Annotated in this window: 14 protein-coding genes; 9 read left to right on the forward strand and 5 right to left on the reverse strand. The window is 69.3% G+C overall.

What is annotated here, in order from left to right; translation table 11 throughout:
- Positions 1–9: 9 nt before the first annotated feature.
- Positions 10–798, reverse strand: coding sequence for an MIP/aquaporin family protein (locus OIU81_RS29650; protein WP_329152696.1), 789 nt, complete (start codon positions 796–798; stop codon positions 10–12).
- Positions 799–1,027: 229 nt separating this feature from the next.
- On the reverse strand, positions 1,028–1,792 hold the full coding sequence (locus tag OIU81_RS29655) for an IclR family transcriptional regulator (RefSeq protein WP_329152699.1): 765 nt from the start codon (positions 1,790–1,792) through the stop codon (positions 1,028–1,030).
- A gap of 261 nt (positions 1,793–2,053) precedes the next feature.
- On the opposite strand from OIU81_RS29655, the gene metH reads away from it, so the two are divergent.
- The 4 genes from metH to OIU81_RS29675 all read left to right on the forward strand — a co-directional run bounded on the left by metH (position 2,054) and on the right by OIU81_RS29675 (position 10,160).
- Entirely contained in the window at positions 2,054–5,581 is a 3,528-nt protein-coding gene (metH, locus tag OIU81_RS29660) for a methionine synthase (RefSeq protein WP_329152701.1), read from the forward strand.
- A 206-nt stretch (positions 5,582–5,787) separates the two neighbouring features.
- Complete coding sequence (locus OIU81_RS29665; protein WP_329152703.1) at positions 5,788–6,501, forward strand: HAD family hydrolase; 714 nt, start codon at positions 5,788–5,790, stop codon at positions 6,499–6,501.
- A 363-nt stretch (positions 6,502–6,864) separates the two neighbouring features.
- Positions 6,865–8,472 carry an ABC transporter substrate-binding protein gene (locus tag OIU81_RS29670; protein ID WP_329152705.1) on the forward strand — a complete coding sequence of 536 codons (1,608 nt, stop codon included), beginning with the start codon at positions 6,865–6,867 and terminating at the stop codon, positions 8,470–8,472.
- 89 nt (positions 8,473–8,561) lie between these two features.
- Positions 8,562–10,160, forward strand: coding sequence for an ABC transporter substrate-binding protein (locus tag OIU81_RS29675; RefSeq protein ID WP_329152707.1), 1,599 nt, complete (start codon positions 8,562–8,564; stop codon positions 10,158–10,160).
- A gap of 98 nt (positions 10,161–10,258) precedes the next feature.
- Here OIU81_RS29675 and OIU81_RS29680 read toward each other — a convergent pair whose 3' ends face one another.
- Positions 10,259–10,930, reverse strand: coding sequence for a response regulator transcription factor (locus OIU81_RS29680; RefSeq protein WP_329152709.1), 672 nt, complete (start codon positions 10,928–10,930; stop codon positions 10,259–10,261).
- Positions 10,931–10,998: 68 nt separating this feature from the next.
- Complete coding sequence (locus OIU81_RS29685; RefSeq protein WP_329152711.1) at positions 10,999–12,087, reverse strand: RecB family exonuclease; 1,089 nt, start codon at positions 12,085–12,087, stop codon at positions 10,999–11,001.
- 175 nt (positions 12,088–12,262) lie between these two features.
- Between OIU81_RS29685 and OIU81_RS29690 the strand changes: the two genes are divergently transcribed.
- From OIU81_RS29690 to OIU81_RS29700, 3 genes are all read left to right on the forward strand, one after another.
- Positions 12,263–13,522, forward strand: a complete 1,260-nt coding sequence (locus tag OIU81_RS29690; protein ID WP_329152713.1) for a site-2 protease family protein — start codon at positions 12,263–12,265, stop codon at positions 13,520–13,522.
- Between the two features lie 89 nt (positions 13,523–13,611).
- Positions 13,612–14,562 (forward strand): tRNA (adenine-N1)-methyltransferase, encoded by a 951-nt coding sequence (locus tag OIU81_RS29695; protein ID WP_329152715.1) that lies wholly within the window; start codon positions 13,612–13,614, stop codon positions 14,560–14,562.
- Between the two features lie 240 nt (positions 14,563–14,802).
- On the forward strand, positions 14,803–15,387 hold the full coding sequence (locus tag OIU81_RS29700) for a hypothetical protein (RefSeq protein ID WP_443074067.1): 585 nt from the start codon (positions 14,803–14,805) through the stop codon (positions 15,385–15,387).
- Between the two features lie 45 nt (positions 15,388–15,432).
- Here the strand turns inward: OIU81_RS29700 and OIU81_RS29705 are convergent, their stop codons facing one another.
- Positions 15,433–15,726, reverse strand: a complete 294-nt coding sequence (locus OIU81_RS29705) for a ferredoxin (protein ID WP_329152717.1) — start codon at positions 15,724–15,726, stop codon at positions 15,433–15,435.
- Between the two features lie 249 nt (positions 15,727–15,975).
- Between OIU81_RS29705 and arc the strand changes: the two genes are divergently transcribed.
- Together arc and dop are read left to right on the forward strand one after the other, a co-directional pair.
- The gene (gene arc / locus OIU81_RS29710) at positions 15,976–17,742 is read left to right on the forward strand and encodes a proteasome ATPase (RefSeq protein WP_329152719.1); all 1,767 of its coding nucleotides are present in this window, start codon (positions 15,976–15,978) and stop codon (positions 17,740–17,742) included.
- Positions 17,743–18,021: 279 nt separating this feature from the next.
- Entirely contained in the window at positions 18,022–19,533 is a 1,512-nt protein-coding gene (gene dop, locus OIU81_RS29715) for a depupylase/deamidase Dop (RefSeq protein ID WP_443074068.1), read from the forward strand.
- Positions 19,534–19,644: the final 111 nt, after the last annotated feature.

Genomic DNA, 19,644 nt, shown 5'->3' on the forward strand with positions numbered 1-19,644 from the left:
TCAGGCGGCTCAGGCGAAAGCCACCTGGTAGAGGCCCCCGGCGATGGCTCCGCCGATCAGCGGACCGACGACCGGGATCCAGGCGTAGCCCCAGTCTGAACCGCCCTTGTTCGGCAGCGGCAGCAACGCGTGCACGATGCGCGGACCGAGGTCGCGGACCGGGTTGATGGCATACCCGGTCGGGCCGCCCAGCGACAGACCGATACCGGTGACGACCAGCGCGACCAGCAGCGTGCCGATGACGCCGACACCCTTCCCGTTGTCGCTCAGACCGAGCGTCAGGATCGAGAGCACCAGCACGACGGTGGCGATGATCTCGGTGGCCAGGTTCTGCACGGCGTGGCGGATCTCCGGGCCGGTGGAGAAGATGCCCAGCACCGGGCCGGCCTGCGGCGCGGTGGCCTGGTCGACCAGGCCCTCATGGCTGGTGTGATCAGCCAGCACCTCGGGGTCGGTCAGATGCGCACGGAACTGCCCGTAGTACACGATCCACACCAGCACGGCGCCGATCATGGCGCCGAGCATCTCGCCGGCGAAGTACACCGGCACCTGGCTCCACTGGATCCCGCCCTTGATGGCGAGGCCGATGGTGACCGCGGGGTTGAGGTTGGCGCCGGACTTCGCGGCGATGTAGGCACCCGTGAGGACGGCGAAGCCCCACCCGAAGGCGATGGCGACCCATCCGGCGTTGAACGCCTTGGAGCGCTTGAATGTGACGGCGGCGCAGACGCCACCGCCGAGCAAGATCAGAACAGCGGTACCGATGGTCTCGCTGATGAAGATGTCGGAGCTGGACACCCGCGACTCCTTTGTCCTTCGTCCAGGGGAAGGCGAACCCCGGGTCCCGTCCGGTGGTCCGCACCCTCCTAGAGGGCGGTGGTCGGCCCGCGGCAGTGCCCCACCATAGCGAATATTGCCGTTAGGTGTTCGACAATGCCGACCGACGAACGGCAGTTTTGTTCACCGTCAGAACCCCGTCAAGGGTTCCGTGGCCAAAAACTTAGGTGAACTTATGGGGAGAATCCGGTCAGAATCGCCCTGCACCAAGATCCCGGGACACGGCGCGTGCGCAATCCCTCACAGCAGCGATGATTTCCGGCCGCAGTTCGCCCTCCTGGCAGACCCGTTCCACCGCCCCTGTGACCCCCACCGCACCCACCGGCATCCGCCGCCGGTCGTGGATCGGCGCGGCCACCGAGGCCACGCCCTCCCAGGTCTCCTCCACGTCCGCCGCCCAGCCGCGCGCCCGGGTCAGGTCCATCAGCCCCTCGAGGTCCCCCAGGCCGGTCACCGTGCGCGGGGTGATCGCCTCCCGCTCCGCCTCGACGACCTCGCTGTGCGCGACCGGGTCGTACGCGCACAGCACCTTGCCCAGCGCGGTGCTGTGCAGCGGGTGCATCGCGCCCACCTCCAGCACCTGCCGGCTGTCGTCCGGCCGGAAGACGTGGTGGACGACCAGTACGCCCTGCTGGTGCAGCACGCCCAGGTAGACGGCCTCGCCGCTGGAGCGGGCCAGGTCGTCGGTCCACACCAGGGCGCGGGCGCGCAGCTCGTGCACGTCCAGGTAGCTGTTGCCCAGCCGCAGCAGCTCCGCGCCCAGCTGGTAGCGGCCGGAGGCGGCGTCCTGCTCGACGAAGCCCTCCTGCTGCAGTGTCCGCAGGATTCCGTGGGCGGTGCCCTTCGCCAGTCCCAGTGAGGAGGAGATGTCGGAGAGTCCCAGTCGCCGTTCCCCTCCTGCGAGCAGCCGCAGCATCGCTGCGGCGCGCTCCAGCGACTGGATGGTGCGTGCCATCGGGCAACCTCCGAAGTGTGCGGTTCGACAATGCTGAACGATATCGGTCCATGCCGACTGGAGTCAGCGAACTGACGCGACTTGGTGAGAGAAGCTGGAGTCTGCCAACGATCACGCGTCGTGCCCGCAGTGGGGTGGCGCGGTGCTGTCCAGGGCGTGGAACGGGGAACACGTGTACCGGACCGGCAGCTAGGCTGGCCGGGTGCGCCCTCTGGAGGAGGGTGCAAAGCCGACAGCCGTCGCAACCACGGGAGCATCTCCATGGCCTCGAACACGCCATCGCCCATCAGCACCACCCGCGTCGAATCGTTCCGCGAGGCCCTGGCCTCGCGGGTGGTCGTCGCGGACGGCGCGATGGGGACCATGCTGCAGGCGCAGGATCCGACCATGGAGGACTTCCAGCAGCTGGAGGGCTGCAACGAGATCCTCAACGTCACCCGGCCCGACATCGTGCGGTCGGTGCACGAGGAGTACTTCGCGGTCGGCGTCGACTGCGTCGAGACCAATACGTTCGGCGCGAATTTCGCCGCGCTGGCCGAGTACGACATTCCCGAGCGGGTCTTCGAGCTGTCCGAGTCCGGTGCCCGGCTGGCACGCGAGGTGGCGGACGAGTTCACGGCCTCCACGGGGCAGCAGCGCTACGTCCTGGGCTCGATGGGCCCGGGCACCAAGCTGCCGACGCTGGGGCACGCCCCGTATGTGACGCTGCGCGACGCCTACCAGCAGAACGCGGAGGGCATGATCGCCGGTGGTGCGGACGCGCTGCTGGTGGAGACCACGCAGGATCTGCTGCAGACCAAGGCCGCCGTGCTCGGCGCCCGCCGCGCCCTGAAGGCCACCGGCAGCAACCTCCCGGTGATCTGCTCGGTGACCGTCGAGACGACCGGCACCATGCTGCTGGGCTCGGAGATCGGGGCGGCGCTGACGGCGCTGGAGCCGCTGGGCATCGACATGATCGGCCTGAACTGCGCCACCGGACCGGCCGAGATGAGCGAGCACCTGCGCTACCTCGCCCGCCACTCGCGCATCCCGCTGGCGTGCATGCCGAACGCGGGCCTGCCGGTGCTGGGCAAGAACGGCGCGCACTATCCGCTGACGGCCGGTGAGCTGGCCGACGCCCAGGAGACCTTCGTCGCCGAGTACGGCCTCTCGCTGGTGGGCGGCTGCTGCGGAACGACGCCGGAGCATCTGCGGCAGGTCGTCGAGCGGGTGCGCGGCATCGTCCCGCCCGCGCGTGCGCCGCGCCCCGAGCCCGGTGCCGCCTCCCTCTACCAGACGGTGCCGTTCCGGCAGGACACCTCGTATCTGGCGATCGGGGAGCGGACCAACGCCAACGGATCGAAGAAGTTCCGTGAGGCGATGCTGGACGCCCGCTGGGACGACTGCGTCGAGATGGCCCGCGACCAGATCCGCGAGGGCGCGCACATGCTCGACCTGTGCGTCGACTACGTGGGGCGGGACGGCGTCGCGGACATGGAGGAGCTGGCCGGGCGGTTCGCCACCGCCTCCACCCTCCCGATCGTGCTGGACTCCACCGAACTCAACGTCCTGCAGGCCGGGTTGGAGAAGCTCGGCGGCCGCGCGGTCCTCAACTCCGTCAACTACGAGGACGGTGACGGACCCGAGTCGCGCTTCGCGAAGGTCACCGCGCTGGCGGCCGAGCACGGTGCGGCGCTGATCGCGCTGACCATCGACGAGGAGGGCCAGGCCCGTACCGTCGAGCACAAGGTCGCCATCGCCGAGCGGCTGATCGAGGACCTGACCGGCAACTGGGGCATCCACGAGTCGGACATCCTCATCGACTGTCTGACGTTCACGATCTGCACCGGCCAGGAGGAGTCCCGGGGCGACGGGATCGCCACCATCGAGGCGATCCGGGAGCTGAAGAAGCGCCACCCCGAGGTGCAGACCACGCTCGGCCTCTCCAACATCTCCTTCGGCCTCAACCCGGCCGCCCGGATCGTGCTCAACTCCGTCTTCCTCGACGAGTGCGTCAAGGCCGGCCTGGACTCCGCGATCGTGCACGCCTCGAAGATCCTGCCGATCGCACGGCTGGAGGAGGAGCAGGTCAAGACCGCTCTCGACCTCGTCTACGACCGGCGTCGCCCCGCGCAGGGGGACGAACCGGCCTACGACCCGCTGCAGAAGCTGATGGAGCTGTTCGAGGGGGCGACGGCCAAGTCGCTGAAGGCGGGCAAGGCCGAGGAACTGGCCGCCCTGCCGCTGGACGAGCGGCTGCAGCGCCGGATCATCGACGGCGAGAAGAACGGCCTGGAGGCCGACCTCGACACCGCCCTGCAGGACCGCCCCGCGCTGGACATCGTCAACCAGACCCTGCTGGAGGGGATGAAGGTCGTCGGCGAGCTGTTCGGCTCCGGCCAGATGCAGCTGCCGTTCGTGCTCCAGTCGGCCGAGGTGATGAAGACCGCGGTGGCGCATCTGGAGCCGCACATGGAGAAGTCCGACGACGAGGGCAAGGGCACCATCGTGCTGGCCACCGTCCGCGGCGATGTGCACGACATCGGCAAGAACCTCGTCGACATCATCCTGTCCAACAACGGCTACAACGTGGTCAACCTCGGCATCAAGCAGCCGGTCTCGGCGATCCTGGAGGCCGCCGAGGAGCACCGCGCCGATGTCATCGGGATGTCCGGCCTGCTGGTGAAGTCCACGGTGATCATGAAGGAGAACCTGGAGGAGCTCAACCAGCGCAAGATGGCCGCCGACTTCCCCGTCATCCTCGGCGGCGCCGCCCTCACCCGCGCCTATGTCGAGCAGGACCTCCACGAGATCTACGAAGGCGAGGTCCGCTACGCCCGTGACGCGTTCGAGGGCCTGCGGCTGATGGACGCCCTGATCGCCGTCAAGCGCGGAGTACCCGGCGCCACCCTCCCCGAACTCAAGCAGCGCCGCGTGCCCAAGCGGGACACCGCGGTGCCGGAGAGGGAGGAGCCCGAGGGCGCGGTGCGTTCGGACGTCGCCGTCGACAACCCGGTCCCCGAGCCGCCGTTCTGGGGGACCCGGGTGGTCAAGGGCATCCAGCTCGCCGACTACGCGTCCTGGCTGGACGAGGGCGCGCTGTTCAAGGGCCAGTGGGGCCTCAAGCAGGCCCGCACCGGCGACGGTCCGACGTACGAGGAACTGGTCGAGACCGAGGGCCGCCCGCGGCTGCGGGGCTGGCTGGACAAGCTGCAGACCGAGAACCTCCTCGAAGCCGCCGTCGTCCACGGCTACTTCCCCTGCCACTCCAAGGGCGACGACCTGATCCTGCTGAACGAGGACGGCACCGAGCGCACCCGCTTCACCTTCCCCCGCCAGCGCCGCGGCCGCCGCCTGTGCCTGGCCGACTACTTCCGCCCGGAGGAGTCCGGCGAGACCGACGTCGTGGGACTCCAGGTCGTCACCGTCGGCTCGAGGATCGGCGCCGCCACCGCCGAACTCTTCGAGGCCAACTCCTACCGCGACTATCTCGAACTGCACGGCCTGTCCGTCCAGCTGGCCGAGGCGCTCGCCGAGTACTGGCACGCCCGGGTCCGCTCCGAGCTGGGCTTCGCCGGTGAGGACCCGGCCGACGTCGAGGACATGTTCGCGCTCAAGTACCGCGGCGCGCGCTTCTCGCTGGGCTACGGCGCCTGCCCCGACCTGGAGGACCGCGCGAAGATCGCGGACCTGCTGCAGCCGGAGCGGATCGGCGTCGAGCTCTCCGAGGAGTTCCAGCTGCACCCCGAGCAGTCCACCGACGCCATCGTGATCCATCACCCGGAGGCCAAGTACTTCAACGCGCGGTAGCCGGCCGTGCACGGAGGCGGTCCCCGGCTCCGTGCGGTGCGCGGCGCCGCGTGCGCCGGCCGCGGAGGGCCGTGACCAGGAGCACCACCCATTCCGGCGCGCACCGTCGTACACTTATCGGTCCGGTAGTGGCCGGTCGTTCCCCCCGCCGGGGTGGGCGGCCGGCCCTTTCGTCCCTTCGGGGACGTGGCAACGGAGGTGGATGGATGACCAGCAGCATCCCCGCAGTCGGCACCCGAACGGCCGAAGCCGCGACCCTCCAGGCCGTCTTCCTCGATCTGGACGGGACCCTCGTCGACACCGAGGGGTTCTGGTGGGAGGCCGAGGCGGAAGTCTTCGCCGAGCTCGGGCACATCCTCGACGACGCGCACCGCGAGGTCGTGGTCGGTGGCCCGATGACCCGCAGCGCCGGCTATCTCCTCCAGGTCACCGGCGTCGACCTCAGCCTGACCGAGCTGAGCGTGCTGCTCAACGCCGCTTTCCTGGCCCGGATCGGCCGCGGCGTCCCGCTGATGCCGGGCGCCCGCAGACTGCTGGCCGAACTCGCCGCCCACGACGTGCCCACCGCGCTGGTCTCCGCCTCGCACCGCGCCATCGTCGACCAGATGCTGTACTCCCTGGGCCCGGAGAACTTCCGGCTGACCCTCGCGGGCGACGACCTGCCGCGCACCAAGCCGCACCCGGACCCGTATCTGACCGCCGCCGCGCGACTGGGCGTGGACCCGGCGCGCTGTGCCGTCATCGAGGACACCCTGACGGGCGTGGCGGCAGGTGAGGCGGCGGGCTGCCCGGTCGTCGCCGTGCCGTCGGTGGCGCCGGTCCCCCCGGCGGCGGGCCGCACGATCGTGCCGTCGCTGGAAGAAGTCGATCTGCCATTTCTCCGGACGCTCATCACGGAAAGCCGCCGGACCGTGCACTGAGCGTGTCCCGGAGAAAGCCCCCGGGAACCGAGGGGAACGGCCCGCTCATTTTCCGTGACGAATGGGCTGATCGAATTGCGGCAGCGCCGCGGAGCGGCAAATGCGTGACGTTTCTCACGCGCCAGGCCATCGACAGCGGGCCCGACAGGTGATCCAGGGGGTTCCCGAGGGGGTTTCTACGGGGGTAAGTGTCCGGATTGGTGGAGCAACGCGCGAATCGTTCCCCCATCCGGATATCGGTTCTGCCGCCTCCGTTATCCATACGCCATATCGATTCAACTCCTTTGTGTCTCAGCGCGGCTGGCCGTTCCTACTAATCTCGACGCGAGCAACACCTCTGCGCTGATAAGGAACCTGCCGACGATGAATCGCAAGACCTTGGTGCTGCCGGCGCTGGCCGGACTCCTGGCCCCCGTCCTCACTGCCTGCGGCGGTACGGGCGGCGCGGGCGACGGCGGCAATCCCATCGTCGTGGGAGTCGCCTCCCAGATCGAGGCAACCAAGGCAGCGCCCGCCCCCCTCGACCCGGCACAGGCCTATGACGTCGACGCCTGGAACGTGCTGCGCAGCACCTTCCAGACCCTGATGCGCCTGCCCCGGAGCGGCACCGCTCCGGTGCCCGAGGCGGCCGAGTCCTGCGGGTTCCGCGACACCCAGAACGAGCAGTACCGCTGCACCCTGCGCAGCGGGCTGAAGTTCTCCAACGGCCATGCCCTGACCGCGCAGGACGTGAAGTTCTCCATCGACCGGATGCGTGCCATCAACGACGGCAACGGTCCCGTGTCGCTGCTCAGCGGCATCGACAAGGTCGAGGCGCCCAGCGACTCCGAGGTGGTCTTCCACCTCAAGAAGCCGGACGCCACCTTCCCGCAGAAGCTCGCGACGCCGGCCGCCGCCATCGTCGACAGCGAGGTCTACCCCAAGACCCGCCTCTACAACGGCTTCAACGTGGTCGGCTCCGGCCCCTACACGCTCAAGACCGAGCGCAAGCAGGGCCGTGTCACCAAGGCGGTCTTCACCAAGAACCCCTCGTACAAGGGCGGGGAGAAGCCGAAGAGCGACGCGGTCGAGATGCGCTTCTTCGACGACTCCTCCGACATGGAGAAGGCGCTGCGCTCGGGCAGCATCGACCTGATGAACCGTGGTCTGTCGCCCACCCAGGTCAGGGGCCTGGAGAACTCCCGCAACAACCACATCGTGCTGCAGGAGATGCCCGGCCAGGAGATCCGCTACCTCGCCTTCAACACGAAGGAGCCGGCGGTGTCCAACAAGGCCGTGCGGCAGGCGATGGCGCAGCTGGTCAACCGCTCCGAGTTGGTCCGGGACGTCTACTCCTACACCGGTGACCCGCTCTACTCGATCGTCCCCACCGGCCTCACCGGCCACATCAACTCCTTCTTCACCAAGTACGGGAACCCCAGTGTGTCCGCCGCCCGCAAGACCCTTCAGCAGGCGCACATCAACACCCCGGTGAAGTTCACGCTCACGTACACCACCCACCACTACGGCTCCAGCACCGTCCAGGAGTTCCGTACGCTGCAGCGCCAGCTCAACCAGAGCAAGCTCTTCGACGTCGACATCAAGGGCATCGACGGCTGGCAGCAGTTCCGCACCGACTCCACGGCCGGCAAGTACACCGCCTACGGCATGGGCTGGTTCCCCGACTTCCCGGACGCGGACAACTACATCGCGCCGTTCGTCGGCAAGGGGAACTTCCTCAACTCCCCCTACCGCAGCTCCTCGATCGAGTCCCAGGTGATCCCGGAGACCCGGCAGCAGACCGACCGCAACGCCGCCGCGGCCGGCTTCAAGCAGGCGCAGGACACATTCGCCGACGATGTCCCGCTGCTCCCGCTGTGGCAGGGCAAGCAGTACGTCGCCGCCCGCGACGACGTCACCGGTGTGGAATGGGCCCTCAACTCCTCCTCGTCGCTGCAGATGTGGGAGCTCGGCCGCGGCGTGGCCGACTGATCATGCGCATCCGACCGATGCGGCACATATCCGCCGCGGTCACCGCACCGCGGCCCGACAGGCACCACCCAGAACGTGAGGAACACTTAGTGAGGAAGCGTGACCCGCGGCTGGCTGCCCCGATCGGAGCGGGGCTGGCGACAGCTCTGCTCGCGCTCGCCGGGTGCAGCTCGGACGACCCGGAAGCAGCCGGTACCGGCGAGCCCGTGGTCATGGGGATGACGAACACGACCATGGCCACCGACCCGGCAGCCGGTTACGACCCCGACTCCTGGCTGTTGTTCAACAACGTCTTCCAGTCGCTGCTGAGCTTCCCCAAGGGCGGCACCACCCCCGAGCCGGAGGCCGCCCAGCACTGCGCCTTCACCGACGGCCAGAGCACGACCTACCGGTGCACCCTCAAGGACGGCCTCAAGTTCAGCAACGGTGACGCGCTGACCTCCAAGGACGTCAAGTTCTCCTTCGACCGCACCCGGCGCATCAAGGACAAGAACGGCCCCGCCGTGATGTTCTCCGCGCTCGACAAGGTCGAGGCACCGGACGCCAAGACCGTGGTCTTCCGCCTGAAGACGCCCGACGCCACCTTCCCGATGAAGATCGCCTCGGGTGCCGGCTCCATCGTCGACCACGCCGACTACCCGGCCGACCGGCTGCGCAGCGACGGCAAGGCCACCGGGTCCGGCGTCTACACGCTCAAGGAGTACGGCCCCCACAAGGCCGCCTTCGCGGTCAACGGTTCCTACAAGGGTCCGGCGAAGGTCAAGAACTCCGGAATGACCGTGAAGTTCTTCAACGGCGCCGAGAAGCTGAAGACGGCCGTGGAGAAGGGCGACGTCGATGTGGCCTACCGCGGCCTGTCCATGAAGGACATCGCCGCACTGGACAGCGCCTCCCTGCACCAGCAGCACGGCACCCAGGTGGTCGAGGGCGGCAGCGCCGAGGTGATGCACCTGGTCTTCAACCTCAAGGACCCGGTCGCCGGCAAGCTCGGGGTCCGCAAGGCCATCGCCTACCTCCTGGACCGTTCGTCGCTCGTCCGGGACGTCTACCAGCACACCGCCGAACCGCTCTACTCGGTCGTCCCGGCCGGCATCACCGGCCACAACACCGCCTTCTTCGACACCTACGGCGACCAGCCCAATCCCGACAAGGCGAAGGAAGCACTGCGCGGCGCCGGCTACCGGGGCAAGGTGCCGCTCACCCTGTGGGCGACCCCCGACCGGTTCGGCCCCGGCACCGTCCCCGCCTTCCAGGAGATCGCCCAACAGCTCAACGCCAGCGGCCTGTTCGACGCCAAGGTGCGCAGTGTGCCCACCAAGGAGTACGAGCAGGGCGTGGCCGCCGGCCGGTTCGGCGTCTACGTCAAGGGCTGGGTTCCCGACTATCCGGATCCGGACAACTTCACCCAGCCGTTCTTCGGCAAGGACAGCGTCCTGTCCAACCACTACAGCTCGCCCACCATCACGAGCCACCTGCTGCCCAAGACGGCCGACCAGCCGGACCGCGGCGCCACCAAGGCCGCCTTCCGGGAGCTGCAGAACATCATCGCCCAGGACGTGCCGGTCATACCGATATGGCAGGGCAAGCAGTACGCGGTCGCCCGTGACGGCGTCTCCGGCCTGCAATGGACCCTGGACTCCTCGACCGTCTTCCGGTTCTGGGAGATCAGCAAGCCCGCCGGGGCCTGAGGGGTCTGCGCACACGGCGGCGGGGCCGGTCCGGGAACTCCCGGGCCGGCCCCGCCGCCGTCTCTCCGCCGGGCCGTGGCCGGCTACTGCGCGCCCGGCTACTGCGCGCCCGGCCGCACCAGCCCGCTCTCGTACGCGTACACCGCCGCCTGCACCCGGTCCCGCAGCCCCAGCTTCGTCAGCACGTGCCCCACATGGGTCTTGACGGTGGTCTCGCTCACGAACAGATCGGCCGCGATCTCCGCGTTCGACAGCCCGCGCGCCACCAGCTTCAGCACCTCCACCTCACGCTCGGTGAGGGTGTGCAGGGTGTCCGGCACCGGCTCCTCGCCGGAGGGCAGATGGCCCGCGTACTTGTCCAGCAGCCGGCGCGTGATGCTCGGCGCCAGCATCGCCTCGCCCCCTGCCACCACCCGGATCGCCTGGACCAGCTCATCGGCCGGCGCGTCCTTGAGCAGAAAGCCGCTGGCGCCCGCCCGCAGCGCCTCGACGACGTACTCGTCCAGATCGAAGGTCGTCAACACCAGCACCTTCGCCGGGCCGTCCTTCGCCGGGCCGGTGATCTGGCGGGTCGCCTCGACCCCGTCCATCCGGGGCATCCGGATGTCCATCAGCACCACGTCCGGCTGCAGCGCCCGCACCTGCTCCAGCGCCTGGAGACCGTCACCGGCCTCCCCGACCACCGCCAGATCCTGCTCCGCCTCCAGAATCATCCGGAATCCCGTACGCAGCAGGGGCTGGTCGTCGACCAGCAGGACGCGGATGGCCACGAGCTCTCCTTCGTCAGGCCCACTCCGGGCCATCGCGGGCCCGGCCCCGATCGCCCGGAGTGGGCTTACTAGATCTCTTCCATTCTGCCCTGCGGCACCACGGCGCCGTCCGGCGGGCGCACCTCCAGGGGGTACACCGGGGGAGTGCCGCCGAATTCCGGGCAGTGCGCCTGGTGGTCGCACCAGCCGCACAGCTTGGTCGGCCGCGGCCGCCAGTCGCCCGTCGCCGTCGCCCGCTGGATCGCCTCCCACAGCGCCAGCAACTTCCGCTCCACGCCCCGCAGGTCGGCCTCCCCCGGGTCGTACGTCACCACATCGCCGCTGCCCAGATAGACCAGCTGCAGCCGCCGCGGCACCACCCCGCGCAGCCGCCACATCACCAGCGCGTAGAACTTCATCTGGAACAGCGCGCCCTCGGCGAACTGCGGCCGCGGCGCCTTGCCGGTCTTGTAGTCGACGATCCGCACTTCGCCCGTCGGCGCGACGTCCACCCGGTCGATGAACCCCCTCAGCCGCAGCCCCGAATCCAGCACCGTCTCCACATACAGCTCACGGTCGGCCGGCTCCAGACGCGTCGGATCCTCCAGCGTGAACCACCGCTCCACCAGCGCCTCGGCCTCCGCCAGCCAGGTCGCCAGCCGCTCGCCCGCGGCGTCGTGCGAGGCGGCGGGCGCGGTGTCGTGCGAGGCGGCGTCCGACGCGGCGTCCGCGAACAGTCCGGCCAGCTCCGGCCGCTTGGCGAGCAGCTTCTCCCACTCGCCGGGCACCATCGCCCGCGCCCCGGCCGCCGTACGCTCCGCCGCCGGAGCGTCGAAGAGCCGCTCCAGCACCGCATGGACGACCGTGCCACGCGTCGCCGCCGCGCTCGGCTTCTCCGGCAGCCGGTCGATCACCCGGAAGCGGTACAGCAGCGGACACTGCATGAAATCGCCGGCCCGCGACGGCGACAGCGCCACCGGCGCACGCGGCCCCTCCCCGCTCCCGGCCCCGCCACCGGCTCCTGCGGTCTCCGCCCCCGGCCCGGCAGCCTCCGCCGTCGCCCCGGCAGCCTCCGCCGTCGCCCCGGCGGGCCCGGTCCCCGCCCCGGCGGTGTCCGTCCCCGGCCCGCCGGGTCCGCCCTGCGTGACCGCCTCGGTCTGCTCCGCGCTCCATCCCATGCCGCAAAACCCTACGGCCCGCCACTGACAGGCCCCGACGCCGCGGTAGCCGCAAGGGCCCCGCAGCAGGTCGGGCCGGGGCACTCCGCATACCATCGACGCTGGACCCTTTCGCCCTGGATGATCGAGATACCAGGCCGGACAGGGCGAATGCCGTAGTCGATGAGGGGACGCCGTGGACCAGAGCGGGAAGTCGCAGGACCCCCAGGAGTCCGTGCGGCCTCAGCCGCCCGAACCGCCCGAGCACCATGACCCGCCCAAGGCACCCACGCCGGGCAGGAAGGGCAGCGGAGGCGGCATCCTGATGGGCCGTCCCTTCGGCGTGCCCGTGTACGTGGCCCCCAGCTGGTTCCTCGTCGCCGCCCTGATCACCTGGGTCTTCGGCGGCCAGCTGGAACGGGTGCTGCCCGAGCTCGGCGCCGCCCGCTACCTCGTCTCGCTCTTCTTCGCCGTCGCCTTCTACGCCTCGGTGCTCGTCCACGAGCTGGCGCACACCGTCGCCGCCCTCCGCTTCAAGCTCCCCGTACGCCGTATCCAGCTCCAGTTCTTCGGCGGCGTCTCGGAGATCGAGAAGGAGACCGAGACGCCGGGCAGGGAGTTCGTCCTGGCCTTCGTCGGCCCGCTGCTCTCCCTCGTCCTCGCCGGTGTCTTCTACGCCGGGATGCAGTTCGTCGAAGCCGACACGGTCCCCGGGGTGCTGCTCACCGGCCTGATGGTCTCCAACCTCATCGTCGCGATCTTCAACCTGCTGCCCGGCCTCCCCCTGGACGGCGGCCGGATGCTGCGCGCCGTCGTCTGGAAGATCACCGGCCGGCCCATGAGCGGTACCGTCGCCGCCGCCTGGGTCGGCCGCGCGCTCGCCGTCACCGTCCTGATCGGCCTGCCGCTGCTCACCCACACCGGCGCCCTGGGCAACGCCCGCCCCGAGATCGGCGGCGCCGACTCGCTCACCGACGCCCTGCTCGCCGCCATCCTCGCCGCCATCATCTGGACCGGCGCCGGCAACAGCCTGCGCATGGCCCGGCTGCGCGAACGCCTCCCCGACCTCACCGCCCGCACCCTGACCCGGCGTGCCGTCCCCGTCGAGGCCGACACCCCGCTCTCCGAAGGGCTCCGCCGCGCCAACGACGCCGGCGCCCGTGCCCTGGTCGTCGTCGACGTCCAGGGCCGGCCCACCGCGCTCGTCCGCGAGGCCGCCATCGTCGGCGTCCCCGACCACCGCCGCCCCTGGGTCGCCGTGGGCACCCTCGCCCAGGACCTCAGGGACGGGATGCGGGTCTCCGCCGAGCTCGCCGGCGAGGATCTCCTGGAATACCTGCGCGCCACCCCCGCCACCGAATACCTCGTCGTCGAGGAGACCGGCGAGATCTACGGTGTGCTATCCACCGCCGACGTCGAGCGGGCCTTCGTCTCCGCCATGGCCCGCCGCCCCTGACGTCGCGCGCGGCCCGCCCACCGCCTCCCGGGCCGCCCGGCGGCCGCCCACTGGTCCGCGGCGCACCCACGGCCCGGTAGGCTGGTCACATGTCCGAACCGACCGGTGCCGCCCGCCGTCGTGGGCCCTTCAAGGTCGGGGACCAGGTCCAGCTCACCGACCCCAAGGGACGCCACTACACCTTCACGCTCGAAGAGGGAAAAAGCTTCCACACCCACAAGGGAGCCTTCCCCCACGACGAGCTGATCGGTGCTCCCGAGGGCAGTGTTGTCCGTACCACCGGGAACGTCGCCTACCTCGCGCTGCGCCCGCTGCTCCCCGACTACGTCCTGTCCATGCCCCGCGGCGCCGCCGTGGTCTACCCCAAGGACGCGGGGCAGATCCTGGCGATGGCCGACATCTTCCCCGGCGCCCGCGTCGTCGAGGCGGGTGTGGGCTCCGGCTCGCTCAGCAGCTTCCTGCTGCGCGCCATCGGCGACGACGGCATGCTGCACTCCTACGAGCGCCGCGCCGACTTCGCCGAGATCGCCACCCAGAACGTCGAGCGCTACTTCGGCGGCCCGCACCCCGCGTGGACGCTGACCGTCGGTGACCTCCAGGACAACCTCTCCGATGCCGACGTCGACCGCGTCATCCTCGACATGCTCGCCCCCTGGGAGTGCCTGGAGGCCGTCTCCAAGGCCCTGGTCCCCGGCGGCATCCTCTGCGCCTACGTCGCGACGACGACGCAGCTGGCCCGCACCGTCGAGGCGATCCGCGAGCACGGCACCTTCAACGAGCCGTCGGCCTGGGAGACCATGGTCCGCACCTGGCACGTCGAGGGCCTCGCCGTCCGCCCCGACCACCGGATGATCGGCCACACCGGCTTCCTGCTGACCGCCCGCCGCCTCGCCGACGGCGTCGAGCCCCCGCTGCGCCGCCGCCGCCCCGCCAAGGGCGCCTACGGCGACGACTACACAGGGCCGGGCGGGCGGGAGAAGGCAGCCCCTGGAAAGGACCAGGCGGCGGCCTCCGGCGACAGCTCCGCCGAGCGCGGCTGACCGACGCCACCGGGCCCCGGCCGACCGCGCAGATCCGGCCACCGAACCCTCCGGCGCCGCCGACGAGTTCCCGTACGGGGAACCGCCGGCGGCGCCGTTGCGATTCCCCCCGGGATCCCCACGGAAAACTCCGCCGGATCGGCACGGAAAACTCCCGTCCGGCCGGTTCCTTGGTGCCCCCTCCTGTGGAACGATGCTGGCCACTCCCACCGCCACAGCACCTCACAGGAGTTACCCCGCGTGCAGCCCTTGGCAGGCCAGGACCTCTTGCACACCCAGCCGCGCCCCATGCACTGGCTCGCCACCGCCACCGCCGTCTCGGCGGTCGTCGCGGCCGCGTCCTTCCTCCAGCCCGCCGACGCCACGGCCACGACCTCCCATGACGGGGCTGCCGGCCGGCCCGCCGCGGCGGCCCCCGACCCGGCCAGGGCCAGCTTTCCGGTCGACTGCGGCCCCAACCGCCTCGACGTGGTGAAGAAGGCCGCCGCCGACCTCGACGGCGACGGGACGACCGAGACGGTCGCCGCGGTCCGCTGCCACAGCGGGACCGGCACCCCGCCCACCGGCGTCTACGTCCTGGCCCGGCCGGCCAAGGCAGGCGCGGCACCCCGGGTCGTGGCGACCCTCGTCGCCCCCTCCCAGCAGCTCACCGTCCAAACCCTCGCGGTCAGGGATGGCGCGATCTCGGCGGCGTTCCTGGGCTACTCCACCCTCGATGTGCCCCGCTGCTGCCCGGACGTGCACAAGGGGCTCAAGTGGCAATGGAAGGGCGGGAAGTTCGTTCAGAGCGAACTCCCCGCCGCCATGGGCACCACGCGTGCGTGATCTGTCACATGATGTGGCCGGCGGACGCGTTCCGCGCCCCGCCGGCTACTCCGCGTCCGGGCCGTAGACCTCGACGCGGTCGGTGACCCGGCGGACGTGGATGCAGTCCCCGGGGCACTCCTTCGCCGAGTCCCGCACTTCGGCGAGCAGTTTCAGCGGGACGGGCGTGGCCGCCCCCTGGTCCTGGAGCAGCTCGTCCTCGGGGCTCTTCACATAGGCCAGCCCGTCGATGTCGAGCTCGAAGACCTCCGGCGCGTACTGCGCACAGATGCCGTCCCCGGTGCACAGATCCTGGTCGATCCATACTTCCAGCTCTGGGGCTTCGTCCTGCGCGGTCATCTCGTCTGCCGTCCCTGCGTACGTGAACCGTTTTTGTCTAAGTGGCGCCAGCCCTGACGGGTGTTGACCGACTCGACGATACAACCGCTCGCTTTCCGATGTTGTTGGGTGGGTATTCCCTTGGCGTGAGGACGTGCGCAAGGGTGAAGATCGGACACACCCCGACAGTCTTTTCGATCTAGGGGTTTCAACCTGCACCGGCCCAGGTAGGGTCAGGAAGCGTCCAGCTCCTTGGAGGAGGTGAGGACCGTGGCAGCCCACGACGACGACATCAACCGCGGCATCCGGCCGGGGCGAGGGTCTGAAGATCCCGCCGGTCAGGTTGCCTATCTCGAGCAGGAGATCGCCGTCCTGCGACGCAAGCTCGCCGACTCTCCGCGGCACACGAGGATTCTCGAAGAGCGGATCGTCGAGCTGCAGACCAACCTGGCCGGCGTCTCGGCACAGAATGAGCGTCTCGCCAATACTCTCCGCGAGGCCCGCGACCAGATCGTCGCACTCAAGGAGGAGGTCGACCGGCTCGCGCAGCCGCCGGCCGGCTTCGGTGTCTTCCTGCAGGCGAACGAGGACGACACGGTCGACATTTTCACCGGAGGCAGAAAACTCCGGGTCAATGTCAGCCCGAGTGTGGAGACCGAGGACCTCCGGCGCGGCCAGGAGGTCATGCTCAACGAAGCGCTCAACGTGGTCGAGGCCATGAAGTACGAGAGCGCCGGCGACATCGTCACCCTCAAGGAAATCCTGGAGGACGGCGAGCGGGCCCTGGTGATCGGGCACACCGACGAGGAGCGGGTGGTCAGGCTCGCCGAGCCGCTGCTGGACATCACCATCCGCCCCGGCGACGCCCTGCTCCTCGAGCCCCGCTCCGGCTACGTCTACGAGGTCATCCCGAAGAGCGAGGTCGAGGAACTCGTCCTCGAAGAGGTGCCGGACATCGACTACACCAAGATCGGTGGTCTGGGCGGCCAGATCGAACTGATCCGGGACGCGGTCGAGCTCCCCTACCTCTACCCCGACCTCTTCAAGGAGCACGAACTCCGCCCGCCCAAGGGCGTCTTGCTCTACGGCCCGCCCGGGTGTGGCAAGACCCTCATCGCCAAGGCGGTCGCCAACTCCCTTGCCAAGAAGGTCGCCGAGGTGACCGGGCAGCCCGCGGGGAAGAGCTTCTTCCTCAACATCAAGGGCCCCGAGCTGCTCAACAAGTACGTCGGTGAGACGGAGCGGCACATCCGGCTGGTCTTCCAGCGCGCCAGAGAGAAGGCGAGCGAGGGCACCCCCGTCATCGTCTTCTTCGACGAGATGGACTCGCTCTTCCGCACCCGTGGATCCGGCGTCAGCTCGGACGTGGAGAACACCATCGTCCCGCAGCTGCTCTCCGAGATCGACGGCGTCGAGGGCCTGGAAAACGTGATCGTGATCGGTGCCTCGAACCGCGAGGACATGATCGACCCGGCCATCCTGCGCCCCGGCCGGCTCGACGTGAAGATCAAGATCGAGCGTCCGGACGCGGAGGCCGCCAAGGACATCTTCTCGAAGTACCTCACGGAAAGGCTGCCGCTGCACTCCGACGATCTCGCCGAACACGGCGAATCGCGGAAGGCCGCAGTGAGCGGGATGATCCAGTCCGTGGTCGAGCAGATGTACGCGGAATCCGAGGAGAATCGCTTCCTGGAGGTCACCTACGCCAATGGTGACAAGGAAGTCCTCTATTTCAAGGACTTCAACTCCGGTGCGATGATCGAAAACATCGTGGGACGCGCGAAGAAGATGGCCATCAAGGCCTTCCTCGAACACAATCAGAAGGGCCTGCGGGTCTCCCATCTCCTCCAGGCCTGCGTGGATGAGTTCAAGGAGAACGAGGACCTGCCCAACACCACCAACCCGGACGACTGGGCCCGGATCTCCGGAAAGAAGGGCGAGCGGATCGTATACATCCGCACGCTGGTCACCGGAAAGCAGGGCGCGGACACCGGCCGCTCCATCGACACGGTGGCGAATACCGGCCAATACCTGTAACACCGCTCTCCGGCTGCGGATGTCCTGCACGGGGCGTCCGCAGCCGGACGCATTTCCGGGAGCACCGGAACCGCTCCCCATAAGAGCGCGATGGATCAGGGAAAACCGGACTGGAGCAATGACTGTAATGATCTCCCCAGCGCCGCCAAGGCGTTCTAGGCTCTTCGGTACTACCGCTACGTCACGCTGTGCGGGCGTGGGGCACGCACAGGGACCGGAGGCACAGCGGTACTTGAGCGCCGCCCCCTTCCAGGGGCGCCGCCGGGCTAGGAGGGCCGCATGACCGTACGGCGAGTAATGGGAATCGAGACGGAGTACGGGATCTCCGTCCCCGGCCACCCGAACGCCAATGCCATGCTCACCTCATCCCAGGTCGTCAACGCCTACGCGGCCGCGATGCACCGGGCACGCCGTGCCCGCTGGGACTTCGAGGAGGAGAACCCGCTGCGGGACGCCCGCGGCTTCGACCTCGCACGGGAAAACGCCGACGCCAGCCAGCTCACCGACGAGGACATCGGCCTGGCCAATGTGATCCTGACCAACGGCGCCCGGCTCTACGTCGACCACGCCCACCCCGAGTACAGCGCCCCGGAGGTCACCAATCCGCGGGACGCCGTGCTGTGGGACAAGGCCGGCGAGCGGATCATGGCCGAGGCCGCCGAACGGGCCGCCCAGGTCCCCGGCGCCCAGCCCATCCACCTCTACAAGAACAACACCGACAACAAGGGCGCCTCCTACGGCACCCATGAGAACTACCTGATGAAGCGGGAGACCCCGTTCTCGGACATCGTGCGGCACCTGACGCCGTTCTTCGTCTCCCGTCAGGTGATCACCGGCGCCGGCCGGGTCGGAATCGGCCAGGACGGCCATGAGCACGGCTTCCAGCTCAGCCAGCGCGCCGACTACTTCGAGGTGGAGGTCGGCCTCGAGACGACCCTCAAGCGGCCCATCATCAACACCCGCGACGAGCCGCACGCGGACGCGGAGAAGTACCGCCGGCTCCACGTGATCATCGGGGACGCCAACCTCTCCGAGATCTCGACGTATCTGAAGCTGGGCACCACCTCACTGGTGCTCTCCATGATCGAGGACGGCTTCATCGCCGTCGACCTGGCCGTCGATCAGCCCGTCCGCACCCTCCACCAGGTCTCGCATGACCCCACCCTGCAGCATCTGATCACGCTCCGCAGCGGCCGCACCCTCACGGGTGTCCAGCTCCAGATGGAGTACTTCGAGCTGGCCCGCAAATATGTCGAGGACCGTTACGGAGCGGATGCGGACGAGCAGACCAAGGACGTCCTGACCAGGTGGGAGGACGTGCTCGGCCGGCTGGAGAACGACCCGATGAGCCTGTCCGGCGAGCTGGACTGGGTCGCCAAGCGGGAGCTGATGGAGGGCTACCGCCGCCGCGACGGCCTGGACTGGGACGCCGCGCGCCTGCACCTCATCGACCTGCAGTACGCCGACGTACGGCCGGAGAAGGGCCTGTACAACCGTCTGGCGGCCCGCGGCAAGATGAAGCGGCTCCTGGACGAGCCGACGGTCGAGCGGGCCGAGCACAAGCCGCCAGAGGACACCAGGGCGTATTTCCGCGGCCGCTGCCTGGAGCAGTACGCGGACGACGTCGCGGCCGCCTCCTGGGATTCGGTCATCTTCGACCTGCCCGGTCGTGACTCCCTGCAACGGGTTCCCACACTGGAGCCGCTGCGGGGGACCCGTAAGCACGTCAAGGAGCTCCTGGACCGCTGCCGTACCGCAGAGGAGCTGGTGAGGACGCTTTCCGGCCGCTGAACCACGACAGGGGCACGACAAAATTCCCGGCGATCCGCAGCCGATCCGGGGCTGAAATTGCCGCGGTGCGGGAATCATCGAGGTGACTCCCGGGCGTTGCAGCAAGTGCAG

The organism is Streptomyces sp. NBC_01454 (genome assembly GCF_036227565.1).
Classification (GTDB): domain Bacteria; phylum Actinomycetota; class Actinomycetes; order Streptomycetales; family Streptomycetaceae; genus Streptomyces.